13 protein-coding genes and 1 tRNA gene are annotated in these 12513 nt (G+C 72.7%); 6 read left to right on the plus strand and 8 right to left on the minus strand.

All coding sequences use genetic code 11. The features are described 5' to 3' along the window. Positions 1-6: 6 nt before the first annotated feature. Complete coding sequence (locus tag ACH4B3_RS13130) at positions 7-2979, minus strand: SpoIIE family protein phosphatase (RefSeq protein ID WP_398462898.1); 2973 nt, start codon at positions 2977-2979, stop codon at positions 7-9. Positions 2980-3546: 567 nt separating this feature from the next. Between ACH4B3_RS13130 and ACH4B3_RS13135 the strand changes: the two genes are divergently transcribed. Next, on the plus strand, positions 3547-4563 hold the full coding sequence (locus tag ACH4B3_RS13135; RefSeq protein WP_398462899.1) for a YIP1 family protein: 1017 nt from the start codon (positions 3547-3549) through the stop codon (positions 4561-4563). Between the two features lie 399 nt (positions 4564-4962). Here ACH4B3_RS13135 and ACH4B3_RS13140 read toward each other — a convergent pair whose 3' ends face one another. Genes ACH4B3_RS13140 through ACH4B3_RS13150 form a run of 3 tightly spaced genes read right to left on the minus strand, consistent with a single transcriptional unit; the run spans position 4963 to position 6607 of the window. Beyond that, positions 4963-5382 carry an arsenate reductase ArsC gene (locus tag ACH4B3_RS13140; protein ID WP_398462900.1) on the minus strand — a complete coding sequence of 140 codons (420 nt, stop codon included), beginning with the start codon at positions 5380-5382 and terminating at the stop codon, positions 4963-4965. After that, positions 5379-6152 carry an aquaporin gene (locus ACH4B3_RS13145; protein WP_398463164.1) on the minus strand — a complete coding sequence of 258 codons (774 nt, stop codon included), beginning with the start codon at positions 6150-6152 and terminating at the stop codon, positions 5379-5381. The genes ACH4B3_RS13140 and ACH4B3_RS13145 overlap by 4 nt, the downstream gene beginning before the upstream one ends. After that, on the minus strand, positions 6152-6607 hold the full coding sequence (locus ACH4B3_RS13150; protein WP_398462901.1) for an ArsR/SmtB family transcription factor: 456 nt from the start codon (positions 6605-6607) through the stop codon (positions 6152-6154). Before ACH4B3_RS13150 ends, ACH4B3_RS13145 begins: the two co-directional genes overlap by 1 nt. A 91-nt stretch (positions 6608-6698) precedes the next feature. On the opposite strand from ACH4B3_RS13150, the gene ACH4B3_RS13155 reads away from it, so the two are divergent. Beyond that, the gene (locus tag ACH4B3_RS13155) at positions 6699-7208 is read left to right on the plus strand and encodes an ArsI/CadI family heavy metal resistance metalloenzyme (protein ID WP_398462902.1); all 510 of its coding nucleotides are present in this window, start codon (positions 6699-6701) and stop codon (positions 7206-7208) included. Between the two features lie 79 nt (positions 7209-7287). Here ACH4B3_RS13155 and ACH4B3_RS13160 read toward each other — a convergent pair whose 3' ends face one another. The 3 genes from ACH4B3_RS13160 to ACH4B3_RS13170 all read right to left on the minus strand — a co-directional run bounded on the left by ACH4B3_RS13160 (position 7288) and on the right by ACH4B3_RS13170 (position 8795). Further along, positions 7288-7797, minus strand: a complete 510-nt coding sequence (locus ACH4B3_RS13160) for a phosphoribosyltransferase (RefSeq protein WP_398462903.1) — start codon at positions 7795-7797, stop codon at positions 7288-7290. A gap of 2 nt (positions 7798-7799) precedes the next feature. After that, positions 7800-8375 (minus strand): dCTP deaminase, encoded by a 576-nt coding sequence (dcd, locus tag ACH4B3_RS13165; protein WP_398462904.1) that lies wholly within the window; start codon positions 8373-8375, stop codon positions 7800-7802. A 255-nt stretch (positions 8376-8630) separates the two neighbouring features. After that, a complete protein-coding gene (locus tag ACH4B3_RS13170; protein ID WP_398462905.1) occupies positions 8631-8795 on the minus strand; it encodes a hypothetical protein in 165 nt (54 codons plus the stop codon). 221 nt (positions 8796-9016) lie between these two features. On the opposite strand from ACH4B3_RS13170, the gene ACH4B3_RS13175 reads away from it, so the two are divergent. Next, positions 9017-9090: transfer RNA gene (locus ACH4B3_RS13175), tRNA-Gly, on the plus strand. 1403 nt (positions 9091-10493) lie between these two features. On the opposite strand, the gene ACH4B3_RS13180 is transcribed toward ACH4B3_RS13175, so the two are convergent. Next, positions 10494-11003, minus strand: coding sequence for a DUF5994 family protein (locus ACH4B3_RS13180; protein ID WP_398462906.1), 510 nt, complete (start codon positions 11001-11003; stop codon positions 10494-10496). 305 nt (positions 11004-11308) lie between these two features. On the opposite strand from ACH4B3_RS13180, the gene ACH4B3_RS13185 reads away from it, so the two are divergent. The 3 genes from ACH4B3_RS13185 (at position 11309) to ACH4B3_RS13195 (ending at position 12451) form a co-directional block, all read left to right on the plus strand. Beyond that, positions 11309-11872: a DUF5994 family protein gene (locus ACH4B3_RS13185; RefSeq protein ID WP_398462907.1), complete on the plus strand. Its 564-nt coding sequence runs from the start codon at positions 11309-11311 to the stop codon at positions 11870-11872. 5 nt (positions 11873-11877) lie between these two features. After that, positions 11878-12081 (plus strand): hypothetical protein, encoded by a 204-nt coding sequence (locus ACH4B3_RS13190; protein WP_398462908.1) that lies wholly within the window; start codon positions 11878-11880, stop codon positions 12079-12081. Positions 12082-12187: 106 nt separating this feature from the next. Next, positions 12188-12451: a hypothetical protein gene (locus ACH4B3_RS13195; RefSeq protein WP_398462909.1), complete on the plus strand. Its 264-nt coding sequence runs from the start codon at positions 12188-12190 to the stop codon at positions 12449-12451. The last annotated feature ends 62 nt before the right edge of the window (positions 12452-12513 follow it).

Here is a 12513-nt window from a genome sequence, read left to right on the forward strand (position 1 = left end):
ACCGCGCTACTTGCCGCCCGGCAGCGCCTGCTCGGTCCAGATCACCTTGCCCTCGGCCGTGTAGCGGGTCCCCCACCGCTCGGCGAACTGCGAGACCAGGAACAGCCCCCGCCCGCCCTCGTCGGTGGAGGCCGCGTACCGCAGGTGCGGCGAGGTGTTGCTGGCGTCCGACACCTCGCAGATCAGCGTCCGGTCGCAGAGCAGCCGCACCCGGATGCGCCCGGTCGCGTGCCGGATGGCGTTGGTGACCAGCTCGCTCAGGATCAGCTCGGTGGTGAACGCCACCTCCGACAGCTCCCACTCGGCCAGCCGGGCCGCCACCGCCGCCCGCATCCGGGCCACCTCGGCCGGCTCCGGCGGCAGCTCCCACTGCGCGATCCGCTCCGGCGGCAGCACCCGGGTACGGGCCACGATCACCGCCACGTCGTCGCTCGGCCGGTTCGGCAGCAGATCGTCCAGCACCACCTGGCAGGTCTGCTCCGGGCTGCGGCCCGGGCACTCCAGGGACCGGCGCAGCAGCTCCAGACCCACGTCGATGTCCCGGTCCCGCCGCTCCACCAGCCCGTCGGTGTACAGCACGATGCTGCTGCCCTCCGGCACCTCGAACTCGGCCGTCTCGAACGGCAGCCCGCCCAGCCCCAGCGGCGGCCCGGTCGGCAGGTCCACGAACTCCACCTCCCCGCCCGGGTGCACCAGAGCGGGCGGCGGATGCCCGGCGCGAGCCATGGTGCAGCGGCGCGAGACCGGGTCGTAGATGGCGTACAGACAGGTCGCCCCGGTGATCGCCTTGACGCCCGCCTCGTCCTCCTCGTCCTCCAGGTCGATGTCCGCGATCAGCTCGTCGAGGTGGGTGAGCAGTTCGTCGGGCGGCAGGTCCAGCGCGGAGAAGTTGTGCACGGCGGTACGGAGCCGGCCCATGGTCGCCGCGGCGTGCAGCCCGTGGCCGACCACGTCGCCGACCACCAGCGCCACCCGGGCACCGGGCAGCGGGATCACGTCGAACCAGTCCCCGCCCACCCCGGCCTGGGCGGGCAGATAGCGGTAGGCGACGTCCAGCGCGTTCTGCTCGGGCAGCACCCGGGGCAGCAGGCTGCGCTGCAACGTCACCGCCATGGTGTGCTCGCGGGTGTAGCGGCGGGCGTTGTCGATGCTCACCGCGGCCCGCGCCACCAGCTCCTCGGCCAGCGACAGGTCCTCGTCCTCGAACGGGGCCTTCTCCGACCGCCAGAAGCTGGCCATGCCCAGGATCACGCCCCGGGCCCGCAGCGGCACCATGATCACGGAGTGGATGCCGAAGTCGACGATCCGCCGGGCCCGCTCCACGTCCTCCTGCTGCCAGCCGTCGAAGGCGGCGAGATCCCGCTCGATGCCCGCCCGGCCGGTCAGATAGGCCCGGCCGCGCGGCGACGACGGGGGCAGCCGGATCAGCCGGCCCAGCGCGTACAGCGGGGTCTCCTTGGTGATCCCGCTCACCGCGGTGCGCCGCAGCCCCCGCTGGTCCACCGGGTCCTCACCGCCGAGCACCGCGTCCGCCAGGTCCACGGTCACGTAGTCGGCGAACCGGGGCACGGCGTACTCCGCCAGCTCCTCGGCGGTCCGCACCACGTCCAGCCCGGTGCCGATCCGCACACTGGCGTCATACAGCAGCTTCAGCCGCTTGCGGGCCAGCTCCACGGTGTCCGACAGGGCGTGCAGCTCGGTGGTGTCGCGCAGGGTGGCGACCCCGCTGCCGGGCGGGCCGCCGTACCCGTCGGTGGGCCGGTGGCTCACCGACAGCAGCCGTTCCCCGGCGGTGTACACCTCGTCGGTGGCGGCCCGACCGGAGGCCAGCAGGGCCGCGGCACGCGGGTCCAGGCCCAGCTCCCACACCCGCCGGCCCTCCGCGTCCGACGGCAGGTCCAGCAACCGCCGCGCCTCGTCGTTGGCGAGCACCAGGCGCGCGTCCTCGCCGACGATCAGCACCCCCTCGCGGACCGCGTGCAGCACCGCGTCGTGGTGCTCGTACATCCGGGTCATCTCGCCCGGGTCCAGGCCGTGCGTCTGCCGCCGCAGCCGTCTGCTGACCAGCGCGGTGCCGCCGGTGGCCAGCAGCAGGGCGGCGATCGCGGCGCAGAACAGCAGCGGCAGCTGCTGCTCGACGACACCGCTGACCTTGTCGATGGTGATCCCGGCGGACACCAGCCCGACCACCCTGCCGTGCTCGTCGGTCACCGGGACGACGGCGCGCACCGACGGACCGAGCGTGCCGGTGAACGTCTCGATCACCCGCCGGCCGTGCCGGGCCGGCTCGGTGGTGCCCCGGAACCGGCCGCCGATCCGGTCCGGCTTGGGATGGGTGTAGCGGATGCCGCCCGGCGTCATCACCACCAGGAAGTCCACCCCGGCCGCGACCCGGGCCGCCTCGGCACGCGGCTGCAGCAGCGCGGTGGGGTCCCGGCTGCGCAGCGCGGCCACCAGCCCGGGCGACTCCGCGAACGTCGCGGCGACGGCCAGCGACCGGTGCCGGGCCTCCCGGGAGCTGTCGTGGCGGGACTGCAGGACCAGGGCCGCCACGGCACCCAGCACGATCAGCAGGACCACCGCCACCTGCAACACGAACACCTGGCCGGCGACGCTCCGCACGCCGCGCGCCGGACGCAGCCGCCGGCTGCGCGGGCCCGGCACCGGAGGGACGGGCCCGGACGGCTCGGCTCCGGACGGCTCCTGACGGCCCGTCTCCGCCCCGCGCGCACCGGGGCCCGGCGGATCCGGCGCGGTCGCACCGGCCCCACGTCCGCGCCGGCGGCGGACGACCCGTGCCGCCAGGGACCGCGGCAACGGCGGCCGGGGCGCCTCCGGGGCCCCGGTCACCTCGACATGAGCGGCACCCGTCCCCGCCGGACCACGCGCGTCCGGTGCGGGACCGGTCTCCGGGCCGCGCCGGTCACCCGGCGTGCCGGAGTCTGCCTCGGCGGGCGGGCGCCCGCGTCCATCCAGCATCGGATTACGCCGCGACCGCTAACCATCGCTCTGCATGCCGATGCCACCGCACATCCAGATCGGACATGACCGTTCCCCCGTTCACTGTCTTTTCGGACATGGCCCCCTGATCTTCACCGCCACGTTCCCTGTATCACAACAGAGTTGACAGCCTCGGCAGCTTCATGTCCACCTCCTGGAAACCGGAACACACCGCGGTGCGGCCGCCCCGGCCGAGGGGCGGGGAGCCTACCACGGCCGACACCGCCCGCTCCGCCGCCGTCACAGCCCGCACACCCCCGGCCGGGTCGCCCTCCGGCACGGCCCCGCCACCCCGGTGCGGCGGCGTCACCCCGCCCCGTCCCGGCGGTCCGCCGGGCCCGCCGGAGCCAACCCCGCGCCGCCGTCCCGGACTTCGCCTCCCGGGCCGCGCGGCCGCACCGGACCACCCGTCACCGGCCGGGTGGCCGCCCCCGCGCGGTGGGGCCAACCCCCCAGGGTCCCCCTGAGGGATGTCACAGCTCGGCCGCAATGCCCGGCTACTTCCCTCACTCGGGCATTGCGGACCTCACGACCAGGTACGTTCGAATGGTGGCTGGATTCAGGATGGGAGGCGGGCCCGACCCCCGCTCCGCGCAACACGGGCCGCAGGGCCGGCCGGGACAGTACCCCGGGCAGCAGGCTCCGTACGGCAGTCGGACGCCATCGACGCCGTACGGTCAGCAGGCGCCCGGACCGTACACGCCCCCGCCCCCGTACGGTCAGGCACAGCACGGGCAGCACGGGCCGTACGGACACCCCGGCGACCCCGGCCCGCACGGCCGCCCGGACCGGCAGTGGCAGCAGCCCCCGAACCACGGCGAGCCGGAGTACTTCGACGGCCACGGCGGGCACGCCCCGCACGGCGGTCACGGCGGCCACCCGAGCGGTGACCCGGGCCACACCCAGCAGTTCAGCCTGGGCGAGGCCCCCGACTACGACCCGTACGGCCAGGACCCCGGCCGTTACGACGACGACCAGGGCGCCACGTACCGGGCCGGGCAGACCACCGCCCCGCCGTCCGGCCCCCGGCTGCACTGGAAGGACCTGCTGAGCGGCATCGTGCTCCGCCCCCAGGCCACCTTCTGGCAGATGCGCGACCACCCCATGTGGGGCCCCGCGCTCACCGTCACCTTCATCTACGGCCTGCTCGCCGTCTTCGGCTTCGACAAGGCCCGCGAGGAGGTGCTGAACGCCTCGCTGTCCAACAGCATCCCGGCGATCCTCAGCACCGGCGTGGCCGTGGTGCTCAGCGGCCTGGTGCTGGGCGCGGTCACCCACACCCTCGCCCGCCAGCTGGGCGGCGACGGCAGCTGGGCGCCGACCATCGGTCTGTCGATGCTGATCACCTCGATCACCGACGCGCCGCGCCTGCTGTTCGCCATGTTCCTCGGCGGCGACGGCATGTTCGTCCAGGCCCTGGGCTGGGGCACCTGGGTGGCGGCCGGCGCGCTGTTCACCTCCATGGTCGGCAAGTCGCACGACCTGCCCTGGCCGAAGGCGCTGGCGGCCTCCGCGATCCAGCTGATCGCCCTGCTGTCGCTGCTGAAGCTCGGCACCATCTGACAACCGTCCGCGGGCCCGCGCCCACCGGCCGGGGGCGCGGCACACCGGACGGGTCCGGGAGCATGGCGGACCGGTCCGGGAGCGTGGCGGACGGGTCCGGGAGCCGGACCGGATGCGCGCCGGGCGGGGGCGGAGCCGGAAGGGACCGGAACGAGCCGGGACCGACCCGGAACGAGCCGGACCGGGGTCTCCGTCCGGCCCCCGCCCGGAAGCCCGCAAACGGGCACCCGGACACGGGGCGGGCACCGGCACACCGGACGGCACGGGACACCGAAGGGCCCGGGTGGAAACCTCCACGGTCTCCACCCGGGCCCTTCACCGTCAGCACCGCCTGCCCGTACCGTCCGTAACGTCCCCACCGCCGCACAGCGGTGACGCGGCCGCCGTTCGGCGTGGCGGTCAGCGAGCCGCCGGAACGCCGAGCTCGTCGAGCAGGCCCCGGACCCGCCGTTCGATGTCGTCGCGGATCGGGCGCACCGCGTCGACGCCCTGCCCGGCGGGGTCGTCGAGCCGCCAGTCGAGATAGCGCTTGCCGGGGAAGTACGGGCAGGCGTCGCCGCATCCCATCGTGATCACCACGTCCGAGGACTGCACGGCCTCCACCGTCAGGACCTTCGGCGTCTCGGCGGAGACGTCGATGCCGACCTCCCGCATCGCCTCGACCACGGCCGGGTTGACGGCGTCCGCGGGTGCCGAGCCGGCGGATCGCACCTGGACCCGGTCGCCCGCCAGGTGGGTGAGGAAGGCGGCGCCCATCTGGGACCGGCCGGCGTTGTGCACGCAGACGAAGAGCACGGACGGGGTGGTGGACGTGGTCATGAGGGCAGGGTCCTTTCCTCGACGGGACGGACGGGGGCGGCGGGCCGTTGCGCACCGTGCGGGACGGCGGTCCCGCCCACGGCCACCGCGGCCGGGCGGCCGAAGGTGACCCGGACCAGCCCCAGGCCGACGGCGGCGCCGGCGAGCTGGGCGGCGAGGAACGGCAGTACCGACGCCGGCGCGATGCCGGCGAAGGTGTCGGTGAAGGCCCGGCCGACCGTGACGGCCGGGTTGGCGAAGCTGGTGGAGGAGGTGAACCAGTACGCCGCGCCGATGTAGGCGGCGACCAGCGACGGCGCGAGGTGGGCGCGGCCGGCGCGGGCCAGGCCGAGGACGAGCCAGACCAGCCCGGCGGTGGCCACCACCTCGCCGAGCCAGAGATGTCCGGCGGACCGGTCGTGGCCGGACCAGTGGACGAGGGGCCGGCCGAACATGGCGTCCGCGAGAACCGCGCCGCCGATCGCGCCCACGGTCTGCGCGGGCAGATAGCCGGCGACGTCCCTCAGGGCGGGTCCGTCACCGGTCCGGCGGCCGGTGAACCAGGCGGCCAGCGTGACCACCGGGTTGAAGTGCGCCCCGGAGACCGGCCCGAGCAGGGCGATCAGCACACCCAGCCCGAAGACCGTCGCCAGTGAGTTGGCCAGCAGCCGGACTCCGGGATCAGAGGTGAGTTCGGTGGCCTGGATGCCGGAGCCGACCACCACCGCGACCAGCGCGGCCGTGCCGAGCCCCTCGACGGCCGCCCGCCGGGCCGGCGACGCCGCCGCGATCACGCCGGGGTCTCCGTGCGGACGGCCGGTGTCTCCGTCTCCGCACGGACGGCCGGGCTCTCCGTGCGGACGGCCGGGCTCTCCGTCTCCGCACGGACGGCCGGGGCCCGGAGCAGGTCCGACAGCTTCGCCAGCGTCGCCGGGATCACCCAGTAGTACACCCAGGTGCCACGCCGCTCGGAACCGACCAGTCCGGCCTCACGGAGCACCTTCAGGTGGTGGGAGATGGTGGGCTGGGAGACCTCGAAGGGGCCGGTCAGGTCGCATACGCACGCCTCACCTCCGTCGTGCGAGGCGATCAGCGAGAGCAGCCGCAGCCGGACCGGGTCCGACAGCGCCTTGAACATGCGCGACGTCTCGGCCGCGGCCTGCTCGCCCAGCGGCTCGCGAACCAGCGGCACGCAGCACACCGCGTCGTCCTGCCCGAGTAGCACCAGCCCGTCTTGTTTCGACATCCCTCTATGTTGACAGCCATCTAATCCGGTGGCAACGTGGGTTGCATCGATAGGCATCGAAACAAGCTCGCTCATCGGATGGGAGACCGCCATGTCACGGGTCCAGCTCGCCCTGCGCGTCGCCGACCTCGAAGGGTCGATCGCCTTCTACTCCAAGCTGTTCGGCACCGAGCCGGCCAAGCGCCGCGAGGGCTACGCCAACTTCGCCATCACCGAGCCGCCGCTGAAGCTCGTCCTCATCGAGGGCGACAGCGGCGAGGACACCCGCCTCGACCACCTCGGCGTCGAGGTCGCCGGCACCGACCAGGTCGCCGCCGCCACCGAGCGCCTGAAGGCGGCGGGGCTCGCCACGTTCGAGGAGAACGACACCTCGTGCTGCTACGCCCTCCAGGACAAGGTGTGGGTGCACGGCCCCGGCCGGGAACCGTGGGAGGTCTACGTCGTCAAGGCCGACGCCGACACCCTGGGCAAGAGCGCCGGGACCGCGCCCGACGCCTGCTGCGGCACCACCGCCTGCTGCACCCCGGACGAGCAGGCCGTCGACTCCGCCCGGACACCGGGCGAGGCCAAGGCGGCCGCCGGCTGCGCATGCGGCGGCTGACACGGCGGAGCGGCTGCCGCCCGGAGAGTCTCCGGACGGCAGCCGCTCCACCAGACGCCGCGCACGGCGCGGCGCGTGGCTACAGGGCTTCCTTGTTGTCCTTGGCCGCCTCGCCGGACTTGTGCACCGGAGGCAGGACGCTCCACGGGAAGTTGATCCAGTCGTCGGTCCGCTTCCACACGTACTCGCACTTCACCAGCGAGTGCGACTTCTCGTAGATCACCGCGGACCGCACCTCGGCGACGTGGTCGAGGCAGAAGTCGTGCACCAGCTTCAGCGTCTTGCCGGTGTCCGCGACGTCGTCGGCGATCAGCACCTTCTTGTTGGAGAAGTCGATCGCGTTCGGCACCGGGGCCAGCATGACCGGCATCTCCAGCGTCTCGCCGACGCCGGTGTAGAACTCCACGTTCACCAGGTGGATGTTCTTGCAGTCCAGCGCATACGCCAGCCCGCCGGCGACGAAGACCCCGCCGCGGGCGATCGACAGCACCACATCGGGCTCGTACCCGTCGTCCGCGATGGTCTGCGCCAGCTCGCGGACCGCGGTGCCGAAGCTCTCGTAGGTGAGGTTCTCCCGCTTCACGCTCATGATCAGACCTGCGTCCGGTGGAAGTTCAGATACGAGCGGGAGGGCGTCGGCCCGCGCTGCCCCTGGTACCGGGAGCCGTACTTGGCCGACCCGTACGGGTGCTCCGCGGGCGAGGTCAGCCGGAACATGCACAGCTGCCCGATCTTCATCCCCGGCCACAGCTTGATCGGCAGGGTCGCCACGTTGGACAGCTCCAGCGTCACGTGGCCCGAGAAGCCGGGGTCGATGAAGCCCGCGGTCGAGTGCGTCAGCAGGCCCAGCCGCCCCAGGCTCGACTTCCCCTCCAGCCGGGAGGCGATGTCGTCGGGCAGCGTGATCACCTCGTAGGTGGAGGCCAGCACGAACTCACCGGGGTGCAGGATGAACGCCTCGTCCCCCTCCGGCTCCACCAGCCGCGTCAGGTCGCCCTGCTCCATGGCCGGGTCGATGTGCGGGTACCGGTGGTTCTCGAACACCCGGAAGAACCGGTCGAGCCGGACATCGATGCTCGAGGGCTGCACCATGGTGGGGTCGTAGGGATCGATCCGCACCCGCCCGGCGTCGATCTCGGTCCGGATGTCCTTGTCAGAGAGAAGCACGGGACGAGGATACGCAAACAACGCGGAGGCCGCGGGCCCGCCCCAACGCGGACACCGCGGCCCCGGGAATCCCGGCCCACCGCCGCTGACCTCCGCCGCGACCTCCACCGCTTCCGCGGACCCGGATGTTCCGGCCCACCGGGCCCGGCACCCACCGCGTCGGCGGCCCGCGATCCGCGGCGGCCCGGCGGGCACGGTCGGCCATGCCCGCCGGTCCGGTCCGGCAGCCCGGACCTCCCGCTACCGCTTCTGCCGCTACCGCTTCTGCAACATCACCGGCACCGCATGCCGCAGCCGCGCACAGCGCGGGCAGCGAAGCAGCCGCCCGGGACCGATCCGATCGGCGCCCAGATGCTGCATCGGGAACGAAGCGGTGCTGAACACATGCCCTTCGGCACAACGGACGACGGTGCGCTCCATCGAGTCCCTTCCCCGAGAACGTGAAAGACAAAAGCCACATTAGGGGATGAACAGGTCGCCGCTCCACGCGCCGCACCGCCCCCCACCGTACGCCCCAACTCCCGCCCCAGCGCAGGCGCGTCCCCACCCCGGACAACGGAAAACCCCACGACGCCTGCGCCGGGAGGCGGTCATGGGGTACAGTGTGCAACGATGAGGCCGAGCAAGATCAGCGCCTCACTGCGGGTGTAGTTTAATGGTAGAACATGAGCTTCCCAAGCTCAGAGCGCGAGTTCGATTCTCGTCACCCGCTCCATAGCGAAGGCCCAGATCAGTGATCTGGGCCTCGTTTGTTGTCTCACCCCCTCGGGGGCCGACGCGCCCTCCGTGTCGCCTCAACTCGCGCGAACGCCCTGCCCGGAGAAGCCCTGGCGCGCCATCCCGCCCTCCCAGCGGGCCCTCGTCCCGGTGACGATCCAGCTCCTGCGGGACGTCACTTCTGGGCCACCGTGTTGCGCTCCCCGTGCCGGTGAGCGGGTGAGCGCGTACTGCGACGGCGCTTGGCGCTCGGGTCCCCCGGGGCGCCCCGAAGCTGCCGGCATCACCGGAGAGGCCGCCACCCCGTCCGGTGGGACCGGCGCACGGCGATACGCGGGCGGTCAGCGGCGCGCGAGTTGCCTCTCGCCACCTGCTGGCAGGTCATGTCGTGGTACCGGCAGACCGCTTGCTCTGACCCGGCGGGCAGGATGTCGTCCATGCCGACCGAGGGCGCCTTCTTCACCAGCGCCCTGGCATAGAAGACCTCGAGGTGGTCCGGCCCGAGGATCGCGTCGTCCAGGGGCGCGAAGGCCAGGCGGTGTGAGCCGTCGGCACAGGCAGTCGCAGCCCGCCCGGACCGGCCGCCCGTGCCCCTTCCCGGCTATCCGGGAACCCGCGCGTCGCCGTGTTCGCGCGGTGACCGCATCGACCGTGGTGGTCGACGGGCATGCCGATGAAGTCATCCGGTGCAGCAGGCCGCCCCTCCCCGTTCGGACGGCTACGCGACGCGATCGGCCATTCACCAGTGGGACGCGGATGGCGGCGGATCAGAGATCTGGAGCTGTGGCGACGTTCCTGGGCTTCGCGGCGCTGCGGTCCCTCACGCTGGTGCCGCTGCTGGTCATCGTCTCCTCGGGCGATCCGGAGAACGGGCGGGGGCTCGCGCAGTGGCTGGGGGAAGGGCTCGGCGTGTCGGCGGACCCCAGAGAACAGGTGCAGCATCTGTTCACCCGGCCCGGCCAGGCACTGCGGACCACGACCGCGTTCGGCATTGCCGCCCCTCGCCGTCTTCGGTCTGACCTTCGGGGCGGCGGTGCAGACCGGCTACGAGAAGATCTGGGATCTGCCGCCGGCCCGCTGGTGGGCCAGGTGGCGACACGTGGTGTGGCTCGGCGTACTCACCGACCACCTCTTCGTCTCCGCGACCACCACACTGCGGCGAGAGTCCCCGGCGGGCGCTTTCGCCGCCGCGCTGAGCGCCGTCGTGTTCTTCTGGTGGTCGCAGCGCCTGCCGCTCGGTGGGCGGATCGCCTGGCGCGCTCTGTCTCCCGGCGCGGTGGCCACCGTGATCGGGCTGCTCGGCCTCAGGGTCTTCTCCAGGCTCGTGCACGGGCATGGGCCGGGCGGGGTCAGCGTGGGGAGAACGCGTCCATGGGCACGAGGTGCGGTCCGAATCGCCGCTCACTCGTCCGCCTGTGTGCGTTCCACGGGACCCGGGTGTGCGGGGTTGGTCCCGGTGTCGATGAGGATCTGCTCGGCTGGGGTGATGTTGTCGGCTCGCACCGCCTGGGCCATCGCGGCGCGTGCCGCGTCGAGCGTCGCCTGCGGAGGCACCACCAGCAGTGAGAAGTGATCCTTGTCGCCCCGGGTGATCAGGACGGTGTCGTCACCGACCGGGAAGGAGTCGAGGCGGACGGCCCGGTCGTCGATGATCAGTCGCGTCGGCAGTTCCTCCCAGGCACTCGCGTCCAGTCCGACGCGGGTGATCGGGCCGAGGTGCCGACTCAACGCGGAGATCAAGTGGGGTAGTTCGGCGGCGATGTCACGGGAGCGAGGCCACCACGCACCATCGAGGATGCCCTCGCGCAGCCGTGTCGTCTCGAGCCTCAGCAGCGCTGTCCCGGGCTTCACTGCCTCGTGGATCCCGTCCGGCAGGAGCCTGGAGGGACGGGGGGTGCCGGAGTCGGCCATGGTGAACTCCGCTCGACGGGGGTCGGCATCTTCACTGGATGGCCCGTGGCGGAACCGCCCTGGTCGCCACAGTGAAGGGTCCAGGGCTTCACCGTACTCCGCGTGCCGGCCCGCAACCCTCTCCGCGCATCCGGGTACGGGCTCGCATCCCAGAGAAAGCGCTGGTAGCAGAGGCATACGGGCCGTGGGCCGGAGTAGTGTGAAGACACCGGGAGTACTTCGCACACCGGCTCCCGTGCCGGTGCCGTTCCCGGCGAGTAACAACACCGGGCAGTCCAAGACGGTCCCGGAGGCGGATTCGCGTCATGACCATGACTATCGAACGCACGACGACCGCTGAGCGCGTCTCCTCGCCACCGGCCCGCTTGGCCCTGACGCCCGCGGGCGCACCTCCAGGTCTCCTGGACGGCGCCTGGTGGCCCCGGTCCCGCGACCTCTTCCGCGAGCTCCCCGCTCTGACAGACAGGCTGGACAGGTGCTGGGGCCGGATCACCCACGTCACGGTGAACCCGACCCACTGGCCGGTGATCCCCACGAAGGTGCCCGTCACCGGGCACACGGTGCACGTGGGCTGGTTCACGGATGAGCAGGACCCGCACAAACTGATACTGCTCTCCTACAGCGCCGGACGCTGGGACCTGCTGGTGATCCCGCCGGAAGCCGGTGCGGCCTCCGCCGCCCGGCTGATGTCCGCCGCAGCCACCCCCGGCAGCCTCCTCACCGCGAGCAGACTGATGGACGACGAGGATGCGATCCGCGCCGCGGCCGGGGACCGCGGCCGGGAATCGGAGTGGGACACCGAGGGCGGAGCCGCGCCCCCGCCGCTCAGGGCCCCCATCGGGCTCCCGCCCCTCGCCCCGGAGAGGTGAGGACAGTGGAGACAGTCATCACCACCGCGGTGATCCTCGCCATGATCGCCCTGGGAATTCTGCTGATCCATCTGCTCAACGCCCAGCACGGCCAGAGGATCGCGGCCTTCCGCTACAGCGAAGTCCTGCCGGGGCGCGGCAGGAGGAGCCGGAAGCCGCGACGGCCGACCGGCGGGGCCGCAGGGCGCCACGACGGGGACCGCGGATGACACCGACTCTTCTCTGACCGGGGGCGGTGGGTGCGACGCCGAGGCGGCGCGCCCACCGGCACGTCACCTGGATGCCTCGCATGCCACCTGAATGAATGAGGACACCATGAGAACAGCGGAACCAGTGCCCTCGGCCGGACACGCCGAGGTTCGCATCGTCGCCGCGTCCCCGGAGACGGCACGCCAGGTCGCGGAGGTTCTCCGGCGCTGCTTCGCCTCCACGGAACAACGCAGCTACCCCGCGGGCCACGACGGCGGGACCCGTCTCCACTTCACCGTTGACACCACCCACGCCGCCGAGCCCGCCCGCTCCTGGCTGCTGTCCACCAAGTCGTCGGACGACGACCGAACGCAGTCGGACGAGGTCTGAGGCACCGGCCGCGACGGTGCTCGGCGACGCGCCGGACGGCTGGGCAGGGCGCCAGCCGCCCC

Origin of the sequence: Streptomyces sp. NPDC018031, from assembly GCF_044327625.1 — a bacterium.
GTDB lineage: Bacteria > Actinomycetota > Actinomycetes > Streptomycetales > Streptomycetaceae > Streptomyces.